28 protein-coding genes, 1 tRNA gene and 1 pseudogene are annotated in these 23,560 nt (G+C 69.4%); 18 read left to right on the top strand and 12 right to left on the bottom strand.

Going from position 1 to position 23,560, the window contains the following annotated elements:
* The first annotated feature begins 8 nt into the window (after positions 1-8).
* From AC4BGB_RS00150 to AC4BGB_RS00140, 3 genes are all read left to right on the top strand, one after another.
* A complete protein-coding gene (locus AC4BGB_RS00150) occupies positions 9-356 on the top strand; it encodes a winged helix-turn-helix transcriptional regulator (protein ID WP_490543935.1) in 348 nt (115 codons plus the stop codon).
* A 23-nt stretch (positions 357-379) separates the two neighbouring features.
* A complete protein-coding gene (locus AC4BGB_RS00145; protein WP_490543934.1) occupies positions 380-1,399 on the top strand; it encodes an FUSC family protein in 1,020 nt (339 codons plus the stop codon).
* Positions 1,400-1,463: 64 nt separating this feature from the next.
* The gene (locus AC4BGB_RS00140; RefSeq protein WP_490543933.1) at positions 1,464-2,066 is read left to right on the top strand and encodes an ion channel; all 603 of its coding nucleotides are present in this window, start codon (positions 1,464-1,466) and stop codon (positions 2,064-2,066) included.
* On the opposite strand, the gene AC4BGB_RS00135 is transcribed toward AC4BGB_RS00140, so the two are convergent.
* The gene (locus AC4BGB_RS00135; RefSeq protein WP_490543931.1) at positions 2,063-2,926 is read right to left on the bottom strand and encodes a class II glutamine amidotransferase; all 864 of its coding nucleotides are present in this window, start codon (positions 2,924-2,926) and stop codon (positions 2,063-2,065) included. The genes AC4BGB_RS00140 and AC4BGB_RS00135 overlap by 4 nt on opposite strands.
* A 284-nt stretch (positions 2,927-3,210) precedes the next feature.
* Between AC4BGB_RS00135 and AC4BGB_RS00130 the strand changes: the two genes are divergently transcribed.
* The 6 genes from AC4BGB_RS00130 (at position 3,211) to AC4BGB_RS00105 (ending at position 8,352) form a co-directional block, all read left to right on the top strand.
* Positions 3,211-4,230 carry a zinc-dependent alcohol dehydrogenase gene (locus AC4BGB_RS00130; RefSeq protein WP_490543929.1) on the top strand — a complete coding sequence of 340 codons (1,020 nt, stop codon included), beginning with the start codon at positions 3,211-3,213 and terminating at the stop codon, positions 4,228-4,230.
* Positions 4,230-4,715 carry a flavodoxin family protein gene (locus AC4BGB_RS00125; RefSeq protein WP_490543926.1) on the top strand — a complete coding sequence of 162 codons (486 nt, stop codon included), beginning with the start codon at positions 4,230-4,232 and terminating at the stop codon, positions 4,713-4,715. The genes AC4BGB_RS00130 and AC4BGB_RS00125 overlap by 1 nt, the downstream gene beginning before the upstream one ends.
* 180 nt (positions 4,716-4,895) lie before the next feature.
* Complete coding sequence (locus tag AC4BGB_RS00120; protein ID WP_490543924.1) at positions 4,896-5,765, top strand: hypothetical protein; 870 nt, start codon at positions 4,896-4,898, stop codon at positions 5,763-5,765.
* Between the two features lie 10 nt (positions 5,766-5,775).
* On the top strand, positions 5,776-6,012 hold the full coding sequence (locus tag AC4BGB_RS00115) for a DUF3099 domain-containing protein (RefSeq protein ID WP_490543922.1): 237 nt from the start codon (positions 5,776-5,778) through the stop codon (positions 6,010-6,012).
* Positions 6,013-6,080: 68 nt separating this feature from the next.
* Positions 6,081-6,845: a hypothetical protein gene (locus AC4BGB_RS00110; protein ID WP_490543920.1), complete on the top strand. Its 765-nt coding sequence runs from the start codon at positions 6,081-6,083 to the stop codon at positions 6,843-6,845.
* On the top strand, positions 6,838-8,352 hold the full coding sequence (locus AC4BGB_RS00105; RefSeq protein WP_490543918.1) for a sensor histidine kinase: 1,515 nt from the start codon (positions 6,838-6,840) through the stop codon (positions 8,350-8,352). The genes AC4BGB_RS00110 and AC4BGB_RS00105 overlap by 8 nt, the downstream gene beginning before the upstream one ends.
* A gap of 63 nt (positions 8,353-8,415) precedes the next feature.
* Here AC4BGB_RS00105 and AC4BGB_RS00100 read toward each other — a convergent pair whose 3' ends face one another.
* Positions 8,416-9,414 carry a zinc-binding alcohol dehydrogenase family protein gene (locus AC4BGB_RS00100; protein WP_490543917.1) on the bottom strand — a complete coding sequence of 333 codons (999 nt, stop codon included), beginning with the start codon at positions 9,412-9,414 and terminating at the stop codon, positions 8,416-8,418.
* Positions 9,415-9,554: 140 nt separating this feature from the next.
* On the opposite strand from AC4BGB_RS00100, the gene AC4BGB_RS00095 reads away from it, so the two are divergent.
* The 5 genes from AC4BGB_RS00095 to AC4BGB_RS00075 all read left to right on the top strand — a co-directional run bounded on the left by AC4BGB_RS00095 (position 9,555) and on the right by AC4BGB_RS00075 (position 13,799).
* Positions 9,555-9,896: a nitroreductase/quinone reductase family protein gene (locus tag AC4BGB_RS00095; protein WP_490543915.1), complete on the top strand. Its 342-nt coding sequence runs from the start codon at positions 9,555-9,557 to the stop codon at positions 9,894-9,896.
* Positions 9,897-10,642: 746 nt separating this feature from the next.
* A complete protein-coding gene (locus tag AC4BGB_RS00090) occupies positions 10,643-11,317 on the top strand; it encodes a sigma-70 family RNA polymerase sigma factor (protein WP_490543914.1) in 675 nt (224 codons plus the stop codon).
* A gap of 567 nt (positions 11,318-11,884) precedes the next feature.
* Entirely contained in the window at positions 11,885-12,016 is a 132-nt protein-coding gene (locus AC4BGB_RS00085) for a hypothetical protein (RefSeq protein ID WP_490543913.1), read from the top strand.
* Positions 12,017-12,218: 202 nt separating this feature from the next.
* Positions 12,219-12,518, top strand: a complete 300-nt coding sequence (locus AC4BGB_RS00080) for a hypothetical protein (RefSeq protein WP_490543911.1) — start codon at positions 12,219-12,221, stop codon at positions 12,516-12,518.
* A gap of 588 nt (positions 12,519-13,106) precedes the next feature.
* The gene (locus AC4BGB_RS00075) at positions 13,107-13,799 is read left to right on the top strand and encodes a GAF and ANTAR domain-containing protein (RefSeq protein WP_490543909.1); all 693 of its coding nucleotides are present in this window, start codon (positions 13,107-13,109) and stop codon (positions 13,797-13,799) included.
* Between the two features lie 332 nt (positions 13,800-14,131).
* On the opposite strand, the pseudogene AC4BGB_RS00070 reads toward AC4BGB_RS00075, so the two are convergent.
* A pseudogene (locus AC4BGB_RS00070) lies at positions 14,132-14,425 on the bottom strand (CPBP family intramembrane glutamic endopeptidase); the annotation flags it as partial.
* A 605-nt stretch (positions 14,426-15,030) separates the two neighbouring features.
* Between AC4BGB_RS00070 and AC4BGB_RS00065 the strand changes: the two are divergent.
* The 4 genes from AC4BGB_RS00065 to AC4BGB_RS00050 are packed head-to-tail and all read left to right on the top strand — an operon-like array spanning position 15,031 to position 16,516.
* Positions 15,031-15,447 (top strand): MarR family winged helix-turn-helix transcriptional regulator, encoded by a 417-nt coding sequence (locus AC4BGB_RS00065; protein ID WP_490543908.1) that lies wholly within the window; start codon positions 15,031-15,033, stop codon positions 15,445-15,447.
* 24 nt (positions 15,448-15,471) lie between these two features.
* Positions 15,472-15,927, top strand: coding sequence for a hypothetical protein (locus AC4BGB_RS00060; RefSeq protein ID WP_490543906.1), 456 nt, complete (start codon positions 15,472-15,474; stop codon positions 15,925-15,927).
* Entirely contained in the window at positions 15,924-16,187 is a 264-nt protein-coding gene (locus tag AC4BGB_RS00055; RefSeq protein ID WP_490543905.1) for a hypothetical protein, read from the top strand. Before AC4BGB_RS00060 ends, AC4BGB_RS00055 begins: the two co-directional genes overlap by 4 nt.
* Complete coding sequence (locus tag AC4BGB_RS00050) at positions 16,184-16,516, top strand: rhodanese-like domain-containing protein (protein WP_490543903.1); 333 nt, start codon at positions 16,184-16,186, stop codon at positions 16,514-16,516. Before AC4BGB_RS00055 ends, AC4BGB_RS00050 begins: the two co-directional genes overlap by 4 nt.
* Before the next feature lie 141 nt (positions 16,517-16,657).
* On the opposite strand, the gene AC4BGB_RS00045 is transcribed toward AC4BGB_RS00050, so the two are convergent.
* The 9 genes from AC4BGB_RS00045 to AC4BGB_RS00005 form a co-directional block, all read right to left on the bottom strand.
* On the bottom strand, positions 16,658-17,500 hold the full coding sequence (locus AC4BGB_RS00045) for an SCO6745 family protein (RefSeq protein WP_490543902.1): 843 nt from the start codon (positions 17,498-17,500) through the stop codon (positions 16,658-16,660).
* A gap of 9 nt (positions 17,501-17,509) precedes the next feature.
* Complete coding sequence (locus tag AC4BGB_RS00040; RefSeq protein WP_490543901.1) at positions 17,510-17,905, bottom strand: helix-turn-helix domain-containing protein; 396 nt, start codon at positions 17,903-17,905, stop codon at positions 17,510-17,512.
* A 191-nt stretch (positions 17,906-18,096) separates the two neighbouring features.
* Positions 18,097-18,170, bottom strand: a tRNA-Pro gene (locus AC4BGB_RS00035).
* A 195-nt stretch (positions 18,171-18,365) separates the two neighbouring features.
* Positions 18,366-19,718, bottom strand: a complete 1,353-nt coding sequence (gene der, locus AC4BGB_RS00030) for a ribosome biogenesis GTPase Der (RefSeq protein ID WP_490543899.1) — start codon at positions 19,716-19,718, stop codon at positions 18,366-18,368.
* The gene (locus AC4BGB_RS00025; protein ID WP_490543898.1) at positions 19,715-20,455 is read right to left on the bottom strand and encodes a lysophospholipid acyltransferase family protein; all 741 of its coding nucleotides are present in this window, start codon (positions 20,453-20,455) and stop codon (positions 19,715-19,717) included. The genes der and AC4BGB_RS00025 overlap by 4 nt, the downstream gene beginning before the upstream one ends.
* A 7-nt stretch (positions 20,456-20,462) precedes the next feature.
* Complete coding sequence (gene cmk, locus AC4BGB_RS00020; protein ID WP_490543897.1) at positions 20,463-21,215, bottom strand: (d)CMP kinase; 753 nt, start codon at positions 21,213-21,215, stop codon at positions 20,463-20,465.
* A 59-nt stretch (positions 21,216-21,274) separates the two neighbouring features.
* Positions 21,275-22,363, bottom strand: a complete 1,089-nt coding sequence (locus tag AC4BGB_RS00015; protein WP_490543895.1) for a prephenate dehydrogenase — start codon at positions 22,361-22,363, stop codon at positions 21,275-21,277.
* Between the two features lie 17 nt (positions 22,364-22,380).
* Positions 22,381-22,764: a chorismate mutase gene (gene aroH, locus AC4BGB_RS00010; protein WP_490543894.1), complete on the bottom strand. Its 384-nt coding sequence runs from the start codon at positions 22,762-22,764 to the stop codon at positions 22,381-22,383.
* Positions 22,765-22,820: 56 nt separating this feature from the next.
* Positions 22,821-23,459 carry a CoA transferase subunit B gene (locus tag AC4BGB_RS00005; RefSeq protein WP_490543893.1) on the bottom strand — a complete coding sequence of 213 codons (639 nt, stop codon included), beginning with the start codon at positions 23,457-23,459 and terminating at the stop codon, positions 22,821-22,823.
* Between the last annotated feature and the right edge of the window lie 101 nt (positions 23,460-23,560).

Below are 23,560 nucleotides of genomic sequence, written 5' to 3'. Positions count from 1 at the left end.
ATGAGTAAGTGACTACGAGGAGCTCGACCGCCGTACGCCAGGACTCGATCGACGACGCCACCTGCCGGGAGGCCACGTCCCCCCTCGAGTTCGTCGGTCGCCGCTGGACGGGCGCGATCATGCTGGCCCTCGGTCGCGGGGCCACGCGGTTCGGCGAGATCGAGGCTGCCGTCGACGGGATCTCCGCGCGGCTGCTCACCGCCCGCCTGCGCGAGCTGGAGGCCCACGACCTCGTCGAGCGCGAGGTGATCCCCACGACGCCGGTCTCGGTGCGCTACCGGCTCTCCCCGCGCGGCCGGGACCTGCTGGCGGCGATGCAACCGCTGATGGCCTACCACCTGCGCTGGGGCAGCTGACCACTGGGAGAAGATGGTTCCCGATGTCGGGACCACCTCTGATCGCACGCGTCCTGCGCGTCGGGCCGCACGCAGGCTCGCACCGCGTCGCCGCCCGCGCGTCCGTCTTGGTGGCGGTGCCCCTGCTGGCGCTGTGGTCGGTCGGCCACCTCGACTGGGCCATCTACGCCGCCTTCGGTGCCTTCACCTCGCTGTATGGCCGCAACCACGTCCATCTCTCGCGCCTGAGGATGCAGCTCACGGTGGGCGCGGTGCTCACCGGCTCGGTGCTGGTCGGTGTGGCTGTCGGCCTGTCGTCGCATCGTGACTGGCTCGCCATCCCCGTCACGGCGGCCGCCGCGGGACTCGCCTCGCTGCTCTCCGACGCCCAGGACTGGCACCCCCCTGGATCCCTATTCGTGGTCTTCGCCCTCGCCGCCTGCGCCTCGATCCCGTCCCAGCCGACCGACCTCTGGATCGCCGGTGCGGTCGCGGGGTCCTCAGCGGCCTTCTCGGTCCTCGTGGGCGGACTCGGCGCGGCCCGGCCGGGACGCCACGCGTCCGCGAACCACGCGCGGAGTCGGGTCCCACTGAGCGCGATCGCGACGCGCCACGCAGGGCGGGTCGTGGCGAGCTGCGCCATCGCAGGAACGCTCTCCACCGCCGCGGGCATCGGGCACCCCTACTGGGCGATGGTGTCGGCCGTGGTGCCGCTGACCCACCAGGACTTCACCGGCCAGCTCGCGCGGGGCGCCCAGCGGGTCCTGGGCACGCTGGCCGGCCTGGGGCTCGCAGCGGCGCTCCTGGCAGCCGACCTTCCCGGTCTCGCCCTGATCCTGGTGGTGGTCGTCCTCCAGGCGGGCGCCGAGCTCTGGGTGGGGCGCAACTACGCCATCGCCCTGATCGCCGTGACGCCGCTGGCGCTGCTCATGGTCCACCTGGTCTCCCCCGCGCCGACCAGCACCCTGCTCTTCGACCGGGGTGTGGAGACCGTCATCGGGGTCCTCGTCGGCATCACCGTGGGCTGGTTCACCCGCGCGCCCCACCGCCACGTCACGACCTGAGGCGCCCTTCGCCGCGACCCGACGATCCCCCACTGCCTGAGGAGCACAGTGGGAGAATCGGGTGATGGAGCAGGACCGCCGACGCTTCACGGTGGGCGAGGCTCTCGGAGCACGTCCTGCAGTCGTCCGACGCGCGGGCCCCGCCCGAGAGCTGACTGCCTGCATCGCGCGCATCCTCGTCCTGACCGGCGTCCTCGTCCTCGTCTACGTCACGGCGCCGATGGAGCCGCGCCTCGGTCACGCGGCCACGATCCGGTTGACCCTGTCCCTGCTGGTGCTGGCCCTCGTCGTCACCTGGCAGATCGTGCTGGTCGCCCGGTCGCCCTTCCCGGGGCTCCGTGCAGTGGAGGCGATCACGATCAGCGTGCTGCTGCTGGTGCTCAGCTTCAGCTCGTCGTACGTCATCGTGGACCGCGCGGATCCGCACAGCTTCACCGAGACCCTGTCCCGTCTCGACGCCGTGTACTTCACGGTCAGTGTCTTCGCCACGGTGGGGTTCGGCGACATCGCGGCGCGGAGCGACGCCGCCCGAGCGGCAGTGACGTTGCAGATGATCGCGAACATGGTGCTCATCGGGGTCGTTGCCCGCGTGCTCGTCGGAACCGTTCAGGAGCGTCGGCGGACCCTCGACGCTCCCGAGCAGGACGAGCGGTACGACGACACCTAGGCCTGGAAGGGGGCGTCCCGACCGCCACCACGGACCGCTGTCGGGGCGAACGGCAGCATCTGCTGCTCGCCCCTCCGGATCACCAGGTACGTCGACTCGGGGATCTCCCGCCAGGCACCCTCCAGGTCGCTCAACGGCTCGGAGACCACCAACCGGGCGTCCTCGGAGAGCCCCCGCAGCAGCGGATTGTCGGGGTACTGCTGCTGCAGGGTCGAGACCTCAGTGCTGTGGAACAGCGTGCGGGAGCGTCCCTCGCTGCTGTACCGAAAGGCGTGGAACGACTCACCGTCGGTCATCCCGACGGTCATCTGCATGGGGAACTGCACGCCGTGGCGACGACCGGTCTCCTCGATCAGCCCCACGGCCCGACTCACGCCACCCACCGGGTCCTCCTCGAGGCCGAGGGTCAACGCCAGGTAGAAGAACATCTCCGTGTCGCTGGACCCCTCGATGGCGCCGAACAGGACGGGGTCCACAGCCATCGCCAAGTCGTACTTCAACCTGATGAAGTCCTGGATGCCTCCGTTGTGCATGAAGAGCCAGCGCCCGTGCCGGAACGGGTGGCAGTTGCTCTGCTGCACCGGTGAGCCGGTGGAGGCACGGACGTGGGCGAGCACGCAGTGCGACCTGATGTGTGCCGAGATCTCCTCGAGGTTGCGGTCGTTCCACGCAGGCTCGGCGCTTCGGAAGACACCAGGAGCAGGAAGGTCGGTGTACCACCCGAGGCCGAAGCCGTCGCCGTTCGTCGCCTCGGCACCCATCGTGGAGCTCAGGCTCTGCACGATCAGCGAGTGCTTCGGCCGGTAGAGCAGATCGTGGACGAGCACCGGTGAACCGGTGTAGGCGAGCCACCTGCACATCGCGGACTCCTTCCGGGGATCCGGCGATCGAGGACCTGCTCGGCTCGCCGTGCCACCGTCGCAATCCCGGCGCGCACCGGTGCGGGCATCCCCCTTCGGACGATAGCGCTCTCGCAAACACCGACACACCCGGCGACCCGGGGCGACCCGGCCCTCGGAGGTCGTCGCCCGGTCACGAGTCGACGGTTCGGGACGTAGGTCCCCGTTCGGGCGGTCCGGTGTCCCTGCCCGGGAGCAGCTGGCCGCCCTAGCGTCGAGGGAGCGATCACCTGCAGGAGGAACCCATGAAGGCAGCAGTCGTCCCCCAGCTCGGGGCACCCCTGGAGATCCGGGACGTCCCCGTCCCCGTTCCCGGACCCGGCCAGGTCCTCGTCAGGATCGAGGCATCGGGGCTGTGCCACACCGACATCCACGCAGCCCACGGGGACTGGCCCGTCAAGCCGAAGATCCCTCTGGTGCCCGGCCACGAAGGAGTCGGCACGATCACCGAGATGGGCGAGACCGAGGTGCCCCTCACGGTCGGTGACCGGGTCGCGCTCCCGTGGCTCGCTCGTGCCTGCGGACACTGTCGCTACTGCGTCGGTGGGTGGGAGACCTACTGCACGACTCCTCAGTACATGGGCTACACGATGGACGGAAGCTACGCCGAGTACGCCCTGGCCTACGCGAGCCACGTCGTGAAGGTGCCCGACGGCGTCAGCTCGATCGACGCCGCACCTCTGACCTGTGCCGGGGTGACCACCTACAAGGCGCTCAAGGTCGCCCACCCCCAGCCGAACGAGACAGCGATGGTGGTCGGCATCGGAGGACTCGGCCACCTGGGCCTGCAGTACGCCAAGATCTTCGGCACCACGACCGTGGCGGTCGACGTCCACGAGGACAAGCTGCGGCTCGCCCAGGACCTGGGTGCCGATCACGTCGTGGACGCCCGCGGGGACCAAGAGGCCGAGCTGGCGGCGATCGGCGGTGTGGACGTCGCCCTGGTCACGGTCCCCTCCCCCAGCGCGATGCGCGCCGCGCACGCTGCACTCAACCCCAACGGCCGGATGGTCCTGGTCGGCCTGCCCGCCGAGAACACGCTCGAGATCCCCATCTTCGAGACCGTGCTGAGCGGAAAGTCGGTGATCGGGTCCCTGGTGGGGACCCGCAACGACCTGGCGGACTGTCTTGCCCTGCACGCAGCCGGCCGCACCCGGGTGATCACCGCGCGCCGCAGGATCGAGGACGTCAACGAGTGCTTCACCGAGGTCCTCGCCGGCGAAGTGCCGGCGCGCCTGGTCTTCGACATGGAAGGAGCAGGGTGATGGGCGCGCTGGTCGTCTACGAGTCGATGTGGGGCAACACCGGACAGGTCGCGAAGGCAGTCGCTCGTGGGCTCGGCGACGTGGAGGTCGTCGAGGTGGCGCACGCCCCCGTCCCGATCCCAGACGGCATCGACCTGGTGGTGATGGGCGGCCCCACCCACGCGTTCTCGATGACGAGGCCTGCGACCCGGGACACCGCTGTGCAGCAGGGCGCTGCTCCGGGCCACGAGAAGCCCGGGCTGCGCGAATGGCTCGATCGGCTGCCGGAGTCCGACCACCTCGACGTGGCCACCTTCGACACCCGCGTGACCAAGGTGCGCCACCTCCCGGGCTCCGCGGCGAAGGCAGCCGGCAAGGAGGTACGCCGCCACCACCTGGGCCGGGTGGTCACCACCGAGAGCTTCTACGTCGTCGACAGCCCGGGTCCGCTGCTCGACGGGGAGCTGGACCGCGCGGAGCAGTGGGGCAAGTCCCTGGCCCGGTGACCTGCGTGCGCCGACTGGCCGACGGGGGTGGCCCGCGTAGATGGGCACTTGGTCCCGGCACAGCAGTCCCTGTGCCCTGGCCGATCGCTCCCGGATGCCCAAGGCTGAAGTTGAGAGCGACCGGCTCTCACCTGACTGACTTGAGAGGTCTCGCCAGGAGGGCTCATCGAGGAGGTTGCCATGACCATTCCGCTCAACCACCCGACCCTGACCTTGGCAGCCTCGCCTCCACGATGGTCGTGGGGCGTCGCTACGGGCCTGGTCCTCGCCTCGGGCATCGTGGCCTCGTCGGTCTACGGCTTCGTCGCGGCCGACCCCTACAGAGGAATCGCCCACGAGACCGTAGTGGCTGCCCGTGCCCAGGACCTGTGCAGCATCGGGGTCGCAGGCCTGCTGCTGGTACTCCTGCGGCGGACCTCACCGCGGGCCCACCTGGTTCGTCTCGGGCTGCTCGCCTATGTCGCCTACAGCTACGCGATCTACCTCATCGGACTCCCGATGAACCGGTTCTTCCTCGTGTACGCCGTCATCGTCACCGTCTCGGGAGCGGCCTTCCTGGACGGCCTGCTGCGACTCCGCGCCGAGGCGTGGCCGCGGGTGCCCAGCCGGCGCCTGGAACGCACCACGGGTTGGCTGCTCGTCGCCGTCGCCGCGATGTTCGCCGCCCTGTGGCTCAGCGTCCTGCTTCCGTTCGCGTTCGGCGGGGCTGCGCCCTCACCGGCCGGACCCGGTGGAGCGGCGTACCCGGTCTACGTCCTCGACCTCGTGATCGTGCTGCCCGCCGTCGCGGCAGTCGGGGTGATGCTGTTGCGCGGGCACCGGGTCGCCGGCCCGTTGGCCGCAGTGGCGTTGATCAAGATCGTCACCCTGTTCGCGGCCCTGTGGGCCGGTGTCCTCGCCGGCTTCGTCGAGGACGGACACGTCACCCTGGCTGCGGATGCAGGGCCCAGTGCCGCCCTCCTGGGGGTCAGTGTCGTCCTGGTCGGTCGCTGGCTCCGCGCCCTGTCACCGCACCCGACCGAGTACGTGCGGCGGACGCTGTGGGTGTGAGACTGGGGTGATGGAGCACGACCGCCGACGCTTCACGGTGAGCGACGCTCGCGAGGCGCACAGCGCCCGCCTGAGACGGCGCCGGCGCTGGTACCTGGCCCTGATGGGCACCTGCATCACCCTGATCGCGCTGGCGTGGGGCCTGGTCCGGCTCTGGTCCACGACGGCGGCTGTCGTGATGTCCGCCGTCGCGGCGGTCATCCCACCGCTCGCGGTGATGATCGCCAACTGGGACGAGGACCGCTGACAGCAGCCAAGATCGTGTCCCACGGCGTGAGAACTCGCAGGTCACCGCGGGGTTCGCAGTGAAACATCGTGGACGTGCGCCTCGACCTGCTCCTGCTCTGGCTTCCGGACGACGGTCCGATGGCCCTGAGCGTCCGGCGCGCGATGTTCTTCCCGCTCGGCATGGGCCTGATCTGTCTCGCTGCGGTGTCGCTGGGCGTCGCCATGTCCGAGGACCTCAGCGGAACACCACAGGCAGGCTTCCTGCTCGTCGCCGCCTGTCAGCTGTGGGTCGCGGCGCAGCTGGTCCGGGGGCGCTCAGGTCTTGTGAACGTGACTTTGCTCGGCTTGACGGTGCTGTGCAGCCTGCCCCTTTCCGGCGTTGCCGGAACCCCGCTTCGCTTCCCGAGCGATCTGGTCCTCGTGGCCTACTGCCTGTGCTGCGCCATGACGTTCAGGCCGCCGGTGGTCGCGCTGTGCCTGGCGCCCGCGTTCTACGCCTATGTCTTCCTCCAGCCGGGCGCCCAGGGTGCAGACGTGCTGTCGACCTCACTGGACACCCTCGTGCTCAACGCGTGCACCGTGATCGCCTGCTCAGCCTTCGGGGCGTCCGTGGTGTCCGCTGCGCGCAGCGCGGATCGGTCCGCCGCAGCCGCTGCGGCCGCCGAGCTGGACCTCGAACGCAAGGAGACCGAGGCTGCTGCGGCCGACGCGGTCCGGCGCGTCCTCCACGACGACGTGCTCAGCGCCCTGCGAGCGGTCTCGGAGCTGCCGTTCGAGGACCGTCTCCTGGTACGCCGCGCCTGCAAGGAGGCTGTCCGCTCGGTCGCCTCCTTCGATCGAGCAGATGCCTAGTCGAGCAGCCCCTCGCACCCAGGTCTCGTTCGATGCCTGGGTGCGAGAGCTCCGGACCACTCTGGAGGCCGAGAGCGCCCTCCGGGTGCGACTGCGGCTCGACACGACCGATGACGCCTGCGTCGTACCCACCGGCGTCCTCGCCGCTCTTCGAGGAGCGAGCCGCGAGGCCTGTCGCAACGCCGTGCGCCATGCAGGCGTGGACGAGGTCGACCTGAACGTGCACGCCGACGCGTCGGGGGTGCGGGTCCAGGTCGTGGACCACGGTCGCCCCATCAGCGGAGCCTTGACCGGCTTCGGCATCAAGCACTCGATCCTGGGACGGATGGCAACCGCAGGTGGCCACGCGACGGTCACCCATGACCCCCGAGATGGCACCACCGTGACCCTGACCTGGTCACCGCGCGCAGAACCGCAGCCGGCCCGAGCGACGACCGCCACGCACTACGAGAACATCTGGGCAGCCACGGGAAACAGGCGCGTTGCCCGACGGATCGTCGCGCCCATGGTGGTCGCCCACCTGATCCTGGCCGCGCGCCACACCGACGAGGCGAGTCACCCGCTGCCGTTGGCGATGCTCGCCCCGACGCTGGTGGTCGTGCTGGTCTGCGCCGTCCGCAGCATCGAGACCCGGGCGCCCACCGTGCTGGGTCTGACGTCGTGGAGCTGTGGGCTCAGCGCCCTGACGGGTATCGGTCTCTACCTCGCAGGGCCGGGCGCGACGCAGGGATACGCGTCGTGGCCGATCGCCCTGGCGGAGCTGCCGCTGTTCATCTTCGCCTACTTCGTACCCCTCCGACTGATCTGGCTGCTGACCGTCCCGCAGCTGCTCACGGTCTGGCTGAGCATCTGGATCGACCCCTCGACCTCGACCCTGCAGGCCACCGGGGCCCTGCAGGCCACGGTCACACCGGCAGTGTGCTCCTGCCTCATCGGCGCCTTCGTCAGCCGGGCCGGTCGCGTCGTCGACCGGGAGCGCAGACGTCTCCAGGTCGCCATGGCCGCCAGCCATGAGCAGAAGTCCTTGGTGGAGGCATCCGACCGGCACCTCGCCATGACCAGGGACGAGATCGCCCCGTGGCTGGACCAGATCGCGGAAGGCTCGCTGAGCCACAGCGACCCGAAGTCGCGGGAACGAGCCCGAACCCTGCAGCACCTGGCCCGCGACGACCTCTACATCCCGGGTTTCTACACCCCTGAGCTCCGGCGCCAGGTTCAGCTCTTCCGCACGGCCGGAGGCCGGATCGACATCCGCCCCGGCTTCGACGCCGAGCGCGACACCGCCCTCGGCAGGGCGCTCCTCGCTGCCGTCCTGCCCGATCTGTCCCCGGAGCACCAGCTCAGGCTGACGAGCAGTACGACGGGCACGAGACCAGCTGCCCGCCTCGTCGTCATCCCTCCCCTGCCGCAAGAGGCTCTGGCCCAGGTGGTCTCCTCCCAGACCGACCGGGACCTGCACGTGGAGTCGGACGCCTATGCCACGACTCTCACGCTGTCCGAGAAGTGAGCCTGAACGTGGGGCGCACCGCTGCGCTGTTCAGGAACCGATTCAGTCGTGACCGCGGCGCCCTCAGCTGAGGACCAGGACCGCCGCACCCGTCAGCGTTCCCTCGGCCAGGTCGTCCAGTGCCCGGTCGGCCTCCTCGAACCGATAGCCGGTCACGTGCGGCGTGATTCCCACCGCAGCGGCCAGCCGCAAGAACTCCTCCCCGTCCGCACGTGTGTTGGCGGTGACGCTGGTGAGCGTGCGCTCGCGGAACAGGTGTCGTTGGTAGTCGAGGACGGGTATGTCGCCGAGATGGATGCCTGCCACCGCGAGGGTGCCGCCCTGCTCCAGCGCCGCCAGCGCAACCGGCACCAGCTCACCGGCCGGCGCGAAGAGCACCGCGCCGTGCAGCGGTACGGGCGGGGCGTCGGTGGCCGCGCCGGCCGATGCTGCTCCCAGCTCGAGGGCCAGGCGGCGCGCGGACTCACCCCTCGTCAGCACGTGGACCTCGTAACCCTGGGCAAGGGCGAGCTGGGCCGTGAGGTGAGCACTGGCACCGAACCCGTAGATGCCCAGGCGGCCTCCCGGAGGAAGCTGCGCTCGCTTGAGTGCGCGGTAGCCGATGATGCCCGAACACAGCAGCGGGGCGAGCTGCTCCGCCGGCACGGACGTGGGTAGCGCGTAGGCATACGCCTCGTGTACGACGGCGTACTCCGCGAACCCGCCGTCTGCGTCCCACCCGGTGAACGACGCGGAACGGCACAGGTTCTCCCGGCCCCGTCTGCAGGCGCCGCACACGCCGCAGGTGTGGCGCAGCCAGGCGATCGCGGCCCGGTCCCCGATGCGGAACCGGCTCGCTTGGCCACCGACCGCGACCACGTTGCCGACCACCTCGTGTCCCGGTATCCGACGTGCGGCGCGAGGAGCCAGATCTCCGTCCGCCAGGTGCAGGTCCGTGCGACACACGCCGCACGCCTCGACCCGGACGACCACCTCGAACGCCCCGGGAGCAGGCTGGTCGCGTTCGACCTCGACCAGTCTTCCCGGCCCACCGGCCCTGCCGCTGACTGCCCAACCACGCATCGGGTCCTCCGCATCGTCCGTGGACAGCTCAACGATGACCCAACCCCGCCCGAGGCGACAGGGACCGAAGTCCTGCAGCACGCCCTGGCCTGGGACCTTCGGCACTACGCACCTCGACACGCACGCAGGACGATCGACACATGGGGTCATCCGCCCGCGGACCGTTCGCCCCGACGAACCTCGTGTTCAACCGGCTGCTCATCCCGGTGCTCCAGAGCGAGGCTGGTCGGCGTCTGGGACGCAGACTCGCCGTGGTCGAGTACCTCGGCCGACGCTCAGGTCAGCCGCACCGACTCGTCACGCAGTACGTGGTCGACGGCAGCACTGTGCGCATCGACGTGGGGGTTCCCAGCCGGAAGACGTGGTGGCGAAACTTCACCACGGGGCACCCGGTGCGCCTTCAGCTCGCGGGCAACCAGTACGACACGACCGCCCGCGTCGTTTGCCAGGGCGACCGGGTCGAGGTCGTTGCCGAGCTCTGACCCGGAGCTTCATGACCAACCTCAGCGAGGCACTTCCCACCAAGTCCCTCAGGAGCATGAAGTCGTGCCCGAGAGAGGCCCACCATCCTCAACGCGCTCCCGTTCGAACAAGTCGCGCATCCATCGTCGGCGACACACGCGAGCTCTGCATCGCCAAGCCGGCCATTGCCGCCGACGTAGCGACGCTGCTGGGGTGGGGACGCCTGGTGTCGACAGGCTGAGGTCGACGGCGGGAAGCGGCCGGGCGTCACGACCGAGGAGTCGGCGGAGCGTGACCTTCTCGAGGTCACCGCCCGCAGCCAACCCCGATTGGCCCGCACCCTCCAGCGCTCGAGCCACGCCTTGGCGCAGGCTGCTGGCCGGGTCGAGCGGCTGCCGATCATGCGCCGGGGCGAGCGTCCCAGCACGCATGTGCCGAGCCCAGGCGCCTGAAGCGCCAACTTGGGGCCTCGGTGTTTGCCGGGCCGGCCACACGGTGATTAGACTTACACACCAAGTTGCCCCTCTGGGCGACGTCTGCCTCGTTGAAGCCAATCGACCAGGCTCCTGGGTGCTCCAAACGAGCGGCACTCACCACTCCGTCTCCTTGGAGACGTCACGGTTGGTGTGCCATGACTGCTTCCCTACAGACCCGCAACGCGGTACGACACAGCGCATCCGAAGAACGCTCTGTCCGCACCCGCGAGCTCTTCGAGCTGGCCCAGACGTGCGCGTGCGAGCACGAACGGCGCGAGCTGCTGAACACCGTGATCGAGCTGCATCTCGACTACGCCCACGCCCAAGCGGCTCGTTACCGCTCCCGCGGCGTACCCCTCGAAGACCTCAGACAGGTGGCCGCGATGGCCCTGACGAAGGCAGCGCGAGGCTACGACGTCACCACCGGCAATGAGTTCTTGTCCTATGCGGCCCCCACGATCCGTGGAGAACTGCGCAAGCACTTCCGCGACCACGCCTGGATGATCCGGCCCACGCGCAGGATCCAGGAGCTCCAGGCCCGCATCAACGCCGCGGAAGCTGAGCTCTCCCACCAACTGGGGCGATCCCCTCAGCCTCTGGAGATCGCCCGGCATCTGGACGAGCCCGCCGAATCCGTCATCGAGGCCCTGGCGAGCGATGGCTACTTCACGGTGACTTCCCTGGACCACCCGGTCGGCGGCGAGGGATACACCGCGACCTTGGGCGACCTGGTGCCCGACGAGGACAGCGACCGCGACACTGCCGAGGCCCGCCTGATGCTCGATCCCGTGCTTCGCACGCTGGATGAACGTGACCGGCTGATCCTCCGCCTGCGCTTCTACCAAGGACTGAGCCAGCGTGAGATCGGCGAGAGGCTAGGGGTGACCCAGATGCAGGTGTCACGAATTCTCAGCCGCATCCTGGGACAGCTCCGCCACCGCGTCGGTGAGATCCCGTGCGCCTGATCTGAGCTTGTTCATCCACGGGATCGTGCTGGCTAACCTCAAGGCGCTGTCCTGAGGTTCCGGCAGCCGCCGGTGGACCGAACCCGCGTAACCGGAATCTGGCATCCCGAGAGGGCGCCAGCATGCCCGCGTCGACGCGTTCCAGTACCTCGACGGCGAGCAGGGCTTTCTCGGCGTGGCGAAGTAACAGAGGTAGCCACAGAACGGTGACGTGTGCTTGATGCCGGTGAGTGCTTGCAGGTCGGGTACGTCGGGGCCGGAAGCGGCGGCTCCCTTTCACGTGTGTAGGTCAGGCAAGCTCTGTCCGCGGCCCACGGGCAACCAGATTCGCCCACCGATATGGCGACCACCGAGCACGATCGGCTGGGTCGCCAACCGCCTCGGCGTCACTCCGACTCCGGTGTGGTGCCCTCGAGCAGGTGGAGGCTGCGAATCTGGTTCGGAGCCAGACGGGTTGTAGCCGTGCTGAACTGCGTACTCGTGCTCAGCGGACGCGCAAGGACGCAGTGAGGACACTTGTTCAGCAACGGATGCCCACCGTCCATCGGGGCCACGTACGAAGCAGCCATGCCAACGACAACCAGCGAGCCGATCAGCGACCCGGGCACTGACTCCGAACCCTCCGTGAACCCCATCGCCCCCGGGGAGGACCCGGGCGACACACCGGACCCCGACCAGGACACCCCAGACGCCTGGTAGGCACCGAGCCCCGAGACGCGTGGCTACTCGGGCATTTCTAGCCTTGATTCTCTGAGTGAGACTCGGATCACTCGGATACTTCGGTTGAGCGCGCTCCCTGGGGGCAATGTGTACGTGTCCCGCCAACTGGCGGGCATTCACGCTTGCACTACGCGCTTCAACAGCGAGGCATCTGTGCCTGCACTACGCAACAGGAGTCTCCATGTCGAACATCGACACCGCCACCCACAACGACCACCACGCGACCGGCGACCACGCCTACAGCCCGGCCCGCCGCGTCAGCACCGAGACCAAGGCGTCGTTCAAGACCACCGAGCTCATCGCCTACGTCGTCGCCGTCATCGCCGTCCTGATCGCCTCGGCGATGGTCGACTCGAGCGACTTCGGAGCCCAGGAGGCCTGGCGCTACGTCACCTTCCTGACCATCGGCTACATGATCAGCCGGGGACTCGCGAAGTCCGGCAGCCGCGACTTCTTCGACGACGACCGCGACGCTCGCTGACCCACAGTTGTTGAGGGGCCCCGGACACCACCAGGTGACCGGGGCCCTTTCGGCACCCGCCGTCTCTAGGTAGCCAGCTGGCTGATCACCAGCAGGCCGATCACCAGCAGGCCATCACTGCGATCGCGATGACCAGGAGCGGGGATGAGGAACACCATCGACTTCTCCACGTCTACTCCTCATGAGGGCCGGGGTGACGCGCCCGATAGGACGCCAGCGCTCAGTACCCCGGCCGCCGCTCGCCAGCGGCGCCGCGCTGGTGACATCGAGGCCTAACCTCGAGCGAGGCTCAGCCGTCTGCCCGGGAGCGCAGGGGCAGCCCGGCCTTGCCGGCCTCATCGACCATGCGCTGCGCGAGGACGCGCACCTTGCTATTGGCGTTCATCGAGCGAAGGCACAGACACCTGGAAGGCTGCGACGTCAGTGAGGCTGGCCGCGCGCATGAGTAGCCCCATGGCCTGCCCGATGACTGCGCGCGACTCGGTCAGCCGCAGTTGAACAAGCCACTGAGCGGGAGGGCTCTACACGACGCCTCGTCCCGCGCGTGCCGGGTTGGCACGGCGTCAGCCCTTGGGACATCCTGCTCTGATGCCTAACTACGAGGACTTCAGCGTCGAGCTGGCAACCGCGGCCAGGGGGATGCAGGACGAGGCCAGCCCCAAGGAAGCGATGCAGCGCGCGGTGGACATCGCAACCAAGATCCTGCCCGGCTGCGACGCCGCTGGCGTGTGCGTCGTCTACCGCGGAGAGCGTGTCGACACCCACGCGACGAGCATCGACTCACTTCGCGAAGTGGACGCCCTGCAACATGAATTGAAGGAAGGGCCCTGCATCGACGCCCTGCAGGAGCACGACACCGTTCGCAGCAGCGATCTGTCCCGCGACGAGCGGTGGCCGGACTGGGGTCGCGAAGTTTCCGGGCGACTAGGACTTTTCAGCATCGTCAGCTACCGCCTGTTCTCCAGCGGTGACAGCCTCGGCGCGTTGAACCTCTACGGCAAGGTCCGTTCCGCTTTCAGTGCCGACGACGAGCACGACGGTCTCGCTCTCGCAGCGCACGTCGGTGTTGCCCTGGCGGGGGCCCAACAAGTGGAGAACCTGGAGAAGGCACTGGGTAGCCGGACGGTGATCGGCCAGGCAACTGGCATCGTCATGGAGCGGTTCGACCTGGACGCTGACCGCGCTTTCGACGTACTGACCAGGCTGTCACGCAACAAGAACCTGAAGCTGCGACAACTCGCCGAGCAGATCACCCAGACCCGGAGCGTTCCGAAGGGGTAGACGCCAACCGTCCCCGAGGCCGCGGGCAGGGTGACCCTTCGCCACGAACGCCCGGGGCCACCGGCCCCGATGAGATCGTCGTGCAGCAGGGCCATCGGGTTCGAGGACCGGGTCCTGAGCGCAGGACCCCGAGGCCCGGTTGGGCCCCGGGGTCGCGGTGACTCCATGTCCTACCTCGTGAGCGGCCCGGAGTAGCCCAACCGGCCGCGCGTGCCGATGATCACCGCTCCCCCGGCGACGAGCGCTCCCGCGGCCAGTGCGTGCGTCCACGAGTCGCCGTCGATCCCGGGGAACATCTCGCCCCAGATCAGGGAGGCAAAGGAGTTGACACTGACGTGGGCGAGGATCGCCACGGGCAGGCTCTCCCCCGTCCGGTTGAAGATCCAGGTCATGACGAAGTTGAACCCGACGCAGAACAGCAGGAATGCCGCTGCCCGGGTCCAGCTGGCATCCGGGTAGTCCCCCCAGGGCGTGAAGAACAGGGGCAGGTGCCACACGGCCCAGATGGGGCCGAGGATCATCGACGCGACGAGGGGACGGAAACGGGCCTGCAAGCGCGGCAGGGCGAAGTCGCGCCAGCCCGGCTCCTCGGCCAGTCCCGTCGTGACGAACTGAACGACCAGCATGGGGACGTACATGGCGAGCGCCATGGCGGAGGGTGCGTGGACGTCGCCCCCGGAGAAGGCGAGTCCGGTCAGCAGCATCCCCGCGGGGATCCCGAGAAGGGCGACCGCGTACCAGCGCGGAGCGACCCGCCAACGCAGCAGACGTCCGGCCCAGTCGCGCACTCCCTGCCGCCCGTCGGTGATCGCCGTGACGAGGAAGGCCGAGAAGATCGGCCCCAGGTAGGCACCGGGAAGCATCCCGGCGATCTCGTTGATGTGGATGGGAAGGACACCGAGGGCGTCCTCCGACAGCACGTACGGCGCCCAGGCGATCCAGCTCAGCAGGTTCGCGAGGATGAAGAAGGACAGCAGGGGGTGGCGGCGGATGAGGCCGAGCCGGTCTGCGCGAGGCGGCGTACTCGTGGTGGTGTCGATGGCGGTCATGACCGCTCCCTTCTGTGGCTCTTGGGATGCGCTTTCCCCTTGACGCTAGGTGTCTGCGCCGCTGCCCACCTGAGGCAAAGGCATGAACCTCACGGGCTCCATCGAAAGGTGCAAGCGCTTGGTGGACGACCGTCGCTCCCACGGATTCCGAGAGCGTCCGCCTCCTCGTCTAACCTGCCCACATGCCCGCGCCGCCTCCGTTCAGCCCCGTCGTCGCGCTGCTGACGATCACCCGGGTGTGGGAGGAATCGTTCAGCAGCGCCCTGAAGCCACTGGGCCTGACCACCCGCAAGTACGGGCTGCTCGGCCACGTCCGCGGGACTCCAGGCATCTCCTTCAGCGAGCTCGCCCGCCGTTCACGGATCACGGTGCAGAGCACGCACACGATGGTGGCGGCGCTGGTCGACGCCGGGCTCGTCGACGACGGCACCGCCCACGCGGGGTCCGCGTCCAGCCTGCGGGTGACCGCCGAGGGCGAGGACCTGCTGGCTCGCGCGGCACAGGTGGTGGAGCAGCTCGACGTGGAGTTCACCGCGCGGCACCCCGAGCTGACCGAGGCGCTCCGTGCACACATGGGCAGGGTGACCGGCGAGTCCTAACCACCTTCAGATAACCTGAAGGTTATGGAGTCACTGTTGCTGTCCCTCCACGTCGTCGCGGGCATCCTGTTCGTCGGGCCCGTCGCCGTGGCCACCAGCCTGTTCCCCCGCTACGCGCCCGTGACCGTCATGTTCGGCGGCGCCGGAGCCACCGAGCGGAGCCTCGAGACCGCGCGGTTGCTGCACCGGATCACCCGCTTCTACGGCGTCCTGGCGCTCGTCGTCCCTGTCGTCGGCCTCGCGCTGGCCGGCGTACAGGGCCGTACGACGGAGGTCTGGGTCGTCATCGCGATGGTGCTCACCGCCGGCGCCGGCGGCCTGCTCGCGCTGCAGATCACGCCGCGTCAGGAGGAGGCACTCGGCTCACCTGACGACGGCAGCCAGCTGCGTCGACTGGGCATGCTCGCGGGCGTCTTCAACCTGCTGTGGGCCGTCGTGGTGGTGCTGATGGTCATCCGCCCAGGATCGAGCACGCCGTGACCCCGCTGCGCGTGCTGGGCACGCTCTCCGCGCTCGAGCTCATCAGCGTCCTCGCACTGCTGGCAAATCTCCCCACCGCACACGACCCCTCGGTGACCGGGCTCCTCGGCCCGATCCACGGAGCGCTCTACCTGACCGTCGCTGTCACCGCGCTCCTGTGTCGTGGCCTGCGGACGCGGACCCGTGTCGGTGCGCTCGTGCCAGTGCTGAGCGGCCCACTCACGCTGGTCAACCTGCAACTGGAGGGCCGGCGAGGATGAGCCTGCGGCACTACCTGCACCGACCCCCAGCCATCACCGCCGCCGAAGCGGTACGACGGGTCGCCGACGGCGCGCTCATCGTGGACGTCCGACGGGACTTCGAGTGGAACCGGGCGCACATCCCGCACGCCGTACACCTGCCGCTGGAGGAGCTTGCCGAACGCTGCCTCGAGCTCCCCGACGACCGTCTGCTGATCACCTTCTGCACGGGCGGCATCCGCTCCGCGGGCGCGGCGAACCTGCTCCTGGAGAACGGCTTCGAGGCGGTCAACATGAGCCGCGGCCTGATCGACTGGCGGGCCGTCGGAGGCCCGCTCACCAGCCCCTGACTCAGAACCAGCTGGCGCATGTTGCGCCCGTACAGCGAGCGTGCGGAGCGCCGGCGTGGAACGACCATGACTCTCCCACCCCCATGGCGTGGCTTGGCGAAGTCGCGCCGACGGGCACTGACGAGCCCGCCGACCGACAGCTCACCCGAACGCTGCGTCGCGACGTGCGAAGCCGCCGTTCCGGACGATCGCTGAACGCAGGGGGACCAACAGGTCGTGCAACCGGATCGTTGCCTCCTCACCGATCGTCTCCCACAGGGGCAGATTCGCTCGGTCCGTGCGTTCCTCGATGGCGTCGCGGAACCGGTTGCCGGCATCGGTGAGCTCACCGCCCGAGGTGACCAGTCCCCGCGCAGCCAGTCGTTCGACGGTGCCGCTCCACTCGTCCTGCGACCAACCACGCGTCGCCTTGAGCAGCTTGACCGGCAACGACCGGTTGCTCTCGAGCACCAGGGCCTCCAGTGCCGTGAGCGGCTCTGAGCAGAGGACCGCGACGTGGGCGTCGCCGCGCCATTCCCTGATGACGGCAAGGAGCTGCCAGAGCTTCACGAGCGGGTCGGCGGGCAGTGGAGCCGACCGGTTGCCAGCCGCGAGCGGCTTGCCCTCGTATCCGATCCGGTCGCAGGCACGTTGACACAAGTCCGTCGCCTCGGCGATCTCAGTCTCCGACAGCACCCCCGAGGCCAACCGGTCCAGCGCCGCCCCGACTGCGCGGTAACGCGCCTGCTGGATGGCGTCGGTGTCGGCCCGCGTCCAGTCCGAAGGCGTACCCGCGACGACCGTGTCATGGCGAAAGTTGAAGAAGGTCGCGGTGAGCACCTCAGCGCTGACCGGCCCAAGCGCGGCTCCGCGTCCGGCAAAGTAGCCCGCGTGGGTGGTGTAGCCGAGGGCGGCATACTCCGAGGCCGGCTCCGGGGCGAAATATATGAAGGAGTGCACCGGCTGAATGACCTGATGCAGCCTTTGCGCGACCGACTCTTCCATGGCCGCACCCTACAAGTGGTTCACCTCCATGATGTGCTTGCGCGTGGGTACGGCGACCTCGATGCGGCGAAGCCTGCCATCGGCGTCCTTGCACCTCGTACGTGCCCGGACCGTGCCATTGGGCATCCTGGTGAACTCGATCTGCCCGAAGGTCCCGATCGGGGTGCGCGGTCTGGGCATCAGATCACCCCGCTCGAGCACGCGCCCCGGGGAGTTCTCGCGCTGTTGTGCAACCCAGGCCTGAACGTCGGAGACCGCGAACTTCAAATGTCGACCGACCGGCACGGCGCACGGCCCGTGACCGCCTGTGCGCCACTCGTAGATCGTCTTCACCGGGACGCCGAGGTAGTCGGCGAGCTGCTGGGTGCTCAGCAGTGGCTCCAAGGCGGCCGCTGGGTTCGACATCGTGTCCATGCAGGACAGGTGCGCACGCGCTCCGGCACCGACGGGAGTCATCCGGAACCGTCAGGAGCACCGTGGGTGCCGGACCGGGATTCGCCGGGGGCGCGATCTGAAAGTGGAGGGGAAGTGGAGGGTGTATCAAATCTCAGACGCTTTCAGGCTCGGAGATCACAGATCTCCGAGCCTGAATTCGGTCGGGCTGACAGGATTTGAACCTGCGACCCCTTGACCCCCAGTCAAGTGCGCTACCAAGCTGCGCCACAGCCCGAAAGCCTCGATCAATCCGGTGTTCTGGTCGATTGGCGAGGCGAATGGAACCTTACCCCAGCCCCTGCGTCGTCCCCGAATCGGGCTGGTCGCCCCCGTTCCCACGGCCCTAACTTCGCACGGCTTGTGGACGCTCACTGGCCGGTCCCGGCCTTGATGAGCGTCCATAACCCCGATTTACATGGGTCTCGGAGGACTAGCGCTTGCGCTTCTCCCGCGGGCGCACCTCGAGCTGGATCGGCGTACCGATGAAGCCGAACTCCTCGCGCAGGCGGCGCTCGATGAAGCGCTCGTAGCCGGCGTCCAGCTTGCCGCTGGTGAACAGCACGAAGATCGGCGGGGCGGTGGTGGCCTGGGTGCCGAACAGGACCTTGGGCTGCTTGCCGCTGCGCACCGGGTGCGGGTGCTCGGCGACCAGGCGGCCCAGGAAGGAGTTGAGCTGGCCGGTGGTGACCCGGGTCTCCCAGCCCTCCAGGGCCTTCTCCAGCGCCGGCACGATCCGGTCGATGTGCCAGCCGGTGCGGGCCGTCACGTTGATCCGTGGCGCCCACTGCACCTGCACCAGGTCGCGCTCCACCTCACGGTCGAGGTAGTAACGGCGCTCCTCGTCGACGAGGTCCCACTTGTTGAACGCGATCACCAGCGCGCGGCCGGAGTCGCGCACCGTCTGGATGATCCGCATGTCCTGCTCGGAGACTGACTGGGAGCCGTCGATGACCAGGATGCAGACCTCGGCGCGCTCGATGGCGGTCTCGGTGCGCAGCGAGGCGTAGTACTCGTGCCCCGACGCGGTCTTCACCCGCTTGCGGATGCCGGCGGTGTCGATGAACCGCCAGGTCCTGCCGCCGAGCTCGATCAGCTCGTCGACCGGGTCGACGGTCGTGCCGGAGGCGTCGTCGACGACCACGCGGTTCTCCCCCGCCAGCTTGTTCAGCAGCGAGGACTTGCCGACGTTGGGGCGTCCGATGATCGCGATCCGGCGCGGCCCGCCGACCGGCTCGAAGGACTCCTGCGGGGTTTCCGGCAGGGCCTCCAGCACCGCGTCGAGCAGGTCGCCGGAGCCCCGGCCGTGCAGTGCGGATACCGGGATCGGCTCACCGAGCCCGAGGTTCCACAGCCCGTAGGCCTCGGCCTCGGCCCGCTGGTCGTCCACCTTGTTCGCCGCGAGTACGACGGGCTTGCCCGACTTGCGCAGGATCCGGACCACGGCCTCGTCGTGGTCGGTGACCCCGACCCCGGCGTCGACGACGAACATCACCGCGTCGGCGATGTTCACCGCGATCTCGGCCTGGGCGCGGATGCTCTCGGCCAGCCCCTTGGCATCGGGGTCCCAGCCACCGGTGTCCACGACGGTGAACGCGCGGCCGTTCCAGTGCGCGTCGTAGGAGACCCGGTCGCGGGTGACGCCGGGCTTGTCCTCGACCACGGCCTCCCGTCGGCCGATGATGCGGTTGACCAGCGTCGACTTGCCCACGTTGGGGCGGCCGACGACGGCCAGGATCGGAACCCGCACGTCGGCGGACTCGGTGCTGTCGATGTCGTTGCTCATGCCTTCTTCTTCTCACGCTTGGGACCCAGCGGACCGGGCAAGGTCATGCCGGTCCTCTCCTGGGCCTCTCGGATGGTCTGGAGGATCGCCGAGGTCACGGCTTGCGCCGCCTCGGCAACCTGGTGCTGGGTGCGCGGCCACGGGCTCTTCGGCAGGTGGACCGGCTCCCCGAAGGTCATCGCGATCCTGGTGCCGCGCGGCGGGATCGACCCGTCGGCGCCGCCGGGCACCCGCGTGCCGAGGAAGGACACCGGGACCACGGGGGCTCCGGTGACCAGCGCCAGGTAGGCGGCTCCGGCACGCGGGGAGGTCATGTCCCCCGGGCCGCGGGTGCCCTCGGGGAACACCCCGACGGCCCGCCCTGCCTGGAGCGTCCGGACGGCGCTGCGGATCGCCGCCACGTCGACCCGGAACCGGTCCAGCGGGATCTGTCCCGCGGCCAGCAGGAACTCTCCGAGGCCACGCCGGTCGAACATCTCCTGCTTGGTCAGTGCGTGCACCGGCCGCGGTGTGAAGATCGCCAGCAACGGACCGTCGATCCAGCCCACGTGGTTGGCCGCCATCACGAGCGGTCCGGTCGAGGGCACCCGGTCGGCGCCGTACAGCTCGACGTCGTACCACGCCCGCAGCAGCCGCTGCGCGACCGGACGACCGCCGCGGAGCAGTCCCGTGCGCGGGGCCGGCACCCCGATGGTCGAGGGCAGCTCTCCACCGGCGATGGGGAGAGCCGGGCTCATGACCGGCTCATCCCGGCGCCCCCGAGGACGCTGAGGACGCTGAGGACGCCGAGGACCGGGTGGGTTCGGCGGGGGCCGCGACGGCCTGCCCGATGATGTCGACGACCTGCTCGACGACCTCGTCGAGGGTGTACGGCGTGGTGTCGAGGTGGATGGCGCCGTCGGGCATCAGCAGCGGCGCAGCGGCGCGGCCGCTGTCGATCGCGTCGCGGCGGAGCAGGTCGGCCTGGGTCGCCTCGACGGTACCGGCGCCGTTCTCCGCCGTACGGCGGGCCGCGCGGGCTGCCGGGTCAGCGGTGAGGAAGAGCTTCACCGTCGCGTCGGGGGCCACCACGGAGCCGATGTCCCGGCCCTCCACGACGATCCCGCCGGCGCCGATGATGGAGCGCTGCAGCTCCAGGAGGCGCTGGCGAACCTGCGGCACCGAGGCGACCGCGCTGACGTGGTCGGTGATCTCCTGGGAGCGGATCCGGACGGCGACGTCGTCGCCGTCCACGGTGATCGTGGGGTCCTGCGGGTCGGTGCCGGAGACGAGCTCGGGTTCGCCGGAGCGGGCCGCGATGGCGTCCGGGTCCTCGAGGTCGACGGCGTGCTGGAGCATCCAGGCGGTCATCGCGCGGAACTGGGCGCCGGTGTCGAGGTAGCGCAGGCCGAGGCGCGTCGCGACGCCGCGAGCAGTGCTGGACTTGCCCGACCCGGAGGGGCCGTCCATCGCCACGACGACGCTGCTGATCCCAGTGGTGGATCCGGTGATGGACACTGCGCTGAACTCCCGCTGTCTCGAGTCCCCCGGCGGGGGCGTTGCTGCAAACCTCAACCTTACCGGTGAGTGACCCATTCCCTGGTCTCGAGCGAGGCGCGGAGCGACTCCGCTGCTGTGTCCTGCACCACCAGCTCCACCAGGCCGACCGGTCGGCCGGGGTCGTGGTCGATGTGCAGGTCCTCGATGTTGACCCCGATGTCGCCCACGTCGGCGAACAGCCGGGAGAGCTCTCCGGGGTGGTCGGGCACCGAGACGAACACCGAGGCGGTGCGGAGCAGCGGACCACCGTGCTTGCCCGGGATCGCGCGGGTGCCTGCGACACCGCGGGTGAGGATCTCCCCGAGCTGGTCGGGGTCGTCGGCGGCGAGCACCTCCACGAGACGACCCAGCTCCCCCTGCACGTCGCGCAGAATCTCCCCCACGGCGGCGTGGTTGGCGCGCAGGATCTGGCTCCACAGGTCGGGGTCGCCGCCCGCGATCCGGGTGACGTCGCGCACCCCCTGACCCGACAGCGAGAGGTGCTCGGGCTCGGCCTCGGCGAGCTGCCCGGCGGTGAGTACGGCGAGCAGGTGCGGCAGGTGGGAGGTGCGTGCGACGGCACGGTCGTGCTCGACCGGGGAGAGCCGGACCGGCTCCGCACGACACAGCACGGCCAGGGACTCCACCAGTGCCACCGCGTCGGGCGAGGAGTGGACGTGCGGGGTGATCGCCCACGGCCGGCCGTCGAACAGGGCAGCCGTCGCGGCCAGCGGTCCGGAGCGTTCGCTGCCGGCCATCGGGTGACTGCCCACGTAGCGCGCCAGCAGGTCCTCCCCGACGTGGTCGGCGATCTGGGCCAGCGGCAGGCTCTTCACGCTGCCGACGTCGGTGACGACGCCGCCGCGTTCGAGCGCCTCGACCACCGCCGACGCGATGTGGTCAGGAGGTACGGCGACGACGGTGAGCTGGGCCACCCCGGCTGCGGGCGCGGGGATGCCCGCGCCCAGGCCGCTCGCCGTGCGCACGTGCTCGCGGTTGGCGTCGCTGAGCCACACCTCGAGCCCGGCCCCGGCCGCGGCCAGGCCGACCGAGGTCCCCAGCAGGCCGGCGCCGACGACGTGGACCGGACCGACCAGCTCCGCGCGAGCCTGTCCAGGCTCAGCCATGCCGATCGCTGATCCGGTCAGGCATCCGGGACCTCGCGGACCCGGTTCAGGTCGCGTCGCAGCGCGGCGGCACCGTGCAGGTAGACGTGGGTGACGTCCTTGCGGGAGAGCTCGGTCTCGACGTGCGCCATCATCCGCACTACCCGGGGCATCGAGCCCTCGATCTCCAGCTCGCGGGCGCAGATCAGGGGTACGTCGTCGAAGCCCAACTGCCGGGCGGCGTACGCCGGGAACTCGGAGTGGAGGTCGGAGGTGGCGGTGAAGATGATGCTGACGAAGTCCTCGAGCTCCAGGGAGTTCGAGGTCATCACGTCCCGCACCATCTCGGCGACCCGGTCGAGCATGTGGTCGCGGGTGTCGGTCTCGAGCTGGGTGGCACCACGCACGGCGCGGACGGACACGGCTCCTCCTGGGCTGGGGGTTCGTCGGCGGAGGTCAGTATGCCGCCTACGGCAGCCTATCGTCGCGGGCTGAGGACCTCGGGCTCGGTCTTCTCGCGGACCTCGTCCTCGGTGACTCCGGGGGCGAGCTCCACGAGCTCGAGACCGTTCTCGGTGACGTCGAGGACACACAGGTCGGTGATGATCCGCTCGACGACTCCCCGGCCGGTGTAGGGCAGCGAGCACTCCTCGACGATCTTGTAGGACCCGTCCTTGGCGTTGTGCTCCATCAGCACGATCACCCGCTTCGCGCCATGGACCAGGTCCATCGCACCGCCCATGCCCTTGACCATCTTCCCCGGGATCATCCAGTTCGCGATGTCGCCGGTCCTCGAGACCTGCATCGCCCCCAGGATCGCCGCATCGATCTTCCCACCGCGGATCATCCCGAAGCTGGTCGCGGAGTCGAAGAACGAGGCACCCGGACGCAACGTGACCGTCTCCTTGCCCGCGTTGATCAGATCGGCGTCCTCCTCACCCTCCACCGGGTAGGCGCCGGTGCCCAGGACACCGTTCTCGGACTGCAGCACCAGCTCCACGTCGTCCCCGACATAGTTCGGCACCAACGTCGGCAGACCGATCCCCAGATTCACATAGCTGCCATCGGCCAGCTCCGAGGCCGCCCGCGCCGCCATCTCCTCACGACTCCAGCTCATGCCGGCTCTCCCTTGGGTCGCACCGTGCGCTTCTCGATCCGCTTGTCCGCGGCCTGCTCCGGGGTCAGCTCGACCACCCGCTGCACGAACACACCCGGGGT

It is taken from the genome of Nocardioides sp. Z30_9, from assembly GCF_058215735.1.
This window is presented reverse-complemented; position numbering and strand designations above follow the sequence as displayed.

Bases quoted from the DNA above. Each gene is read 5' to 3' on its own strand.
- AC4BGB_RS00145 (WP_490543934.1), top strand. From the start codon at position 380: ATGTCGGGACCACCTCTGATCGCACGCGTCCTGCGCGTCGGGCCGCAC.
- AC4BGB_RS00140 (WP_490543933.1), top strand. From the start codon at position 1,464: ATGGAGCAGGACCGCCGACGCTTCACGGTGGGCGAGGCTCTCGGAGCA.
- AC4BGB_RS00135 (WP_490543931.1), bottom strand. From the start codon at position 2,926: ATGTGCAGGTGGCTCGCCTACACCGGTTCACCGGTGCTCGTCCACGAT.
- AC4BGB_RS00130 (WP_490543929.1), top strand. From the start codon at position 3,211: ATGAAGGCAGCAGTCGTCCCCCAGCTCGGGGCACCCCTGGAGATCCGG.
- AC4BGB_RS00125 (WP_490543926.1), top strand. From the start codon at position 4,230: ATGGGCGCGCTGGTCGTCTACGAGTCGATGTGGGGCAACACCGGACAG.
- AC4BGB_RS00120 (WP_490543924.1), top strand. From the start codon at position 4,896: ATGACCATTCCGCTCAACCACCCGACCCTGACCTTGGCAGCCTCGCCT.
- AC4BGB_RS00115 (WP_490543922.1), top strand. From the start codon at position 5,776: ATGGAGCACGACCGCCGACGCTTCACGGTGAGCGACGCTCGCGAGGCG.
- AC4BGB_RS00105 (WP_490543918.1), top strand. From the start codon at position 6,838: ATGCCTAGTCGAGCAGCCCCTCGCACCCAGGTCTCGTTCGATGCCTGG.
- AC4BGB_RS00100 (WP_490543917.1), bottom strand. From the start codon at position 9,414: ATGCGTGGTTGGGCAGTCAGCGGCAGGGCCGGTGGGCCGGGAAGACTG.
- AC4BGB_RS00095 (WP_490543915.1), top strand. From the start codon at position 9,555: ATGGGGTCATCCGCCCGCGGACCGTTCGCCCCGACGAACCTCGTGTTC.
- AC4BGB_RS00085 (WP_490543913.1), top strand. From the start codon at position 11,885: ATGCCAACGACAACCAGCGAGCCGATCAGCGACCCGGGCACTGACTCC.
- AC4BGB_RS00080 (WP_490543911.1), top strand. From the start codon at position 12,219: ATGTCGAACATCGACACCGCCACCCACAACGACCACCACGCGACCGGC.
- AC4BGB_RS00075 (WP_490543909.1), top strand. From the start codon at position 13,107: ATGCCTAACTACGAGGACTTCAGCGTCGAGCTGGCAACCGCGGCCAGG.
- AC4BGB_RS00065 (WP_490543908.1), top strand. From the start codon at position 15,031: ATGCCCGCGCCGCCTCCGTTCAGCCCCGTCGTCGCGCTGCTGACGATC.
- AC4BGB_RS00060 (WP_490543906.1), top strand. From the start codon at position 15,472: ATGGAGTCACTGTTGCTGTCCCTCCACGTCGTCGCGGGCATCCTGTTC.
- AC4BGB_RS00050 (WP_490543903.1), top strand. From the start codon at position 16,184: ATGAGCCTGCGGCACTACCTGCACCGACCCCCAGCCATCACCGCCGCC.
- AC4BGB_RS00045 (WP_490543902.1), bottom strand. From the start codon at position 17,500: ATGGAAGAGTCGGTCGCGCAAAGGCTGCATCAGGTCATTCAGCCGGTG.
- AC4BGB_RS00040 (WP_490543901.1), bottom strand. From the start codon at position 17,905: ATGTCGAACCCAGCGGCCGCCTTGGAGCCACTGCTGAGCACCCAGCAG.
- der (WP_490543899.1), bottom strand. From the start codon at position 19,718: ATGAGCAACGACATCGACAGCACCGAGTCCGCCGACGTGCGGGTTCCG.
- AC4BGB_RS00025 (WP_490543898.1), bottom strand. From the start codon at position 20,455: ATGAGCCCGGCTCTCCCCATCGCCGGTGGAGAGCTGCCCTCGACCATC.
- AC4BGB_RS00015 (WP_490543895.1), bottom strand. From the start codon at position 22,363: ATGGCTGAGCCTGGACAGGCTCGCGCGGAGCTGGTCGGTCCGGTCCAC.
- AC4BGB_RS00005 (WP_490543893.1), bottom strand. From the start codon at position 23,459: ATGAGCTGGAGTCGTGAGGAGATGGCGGCGCGGGCGGCCTCGGAGCTG.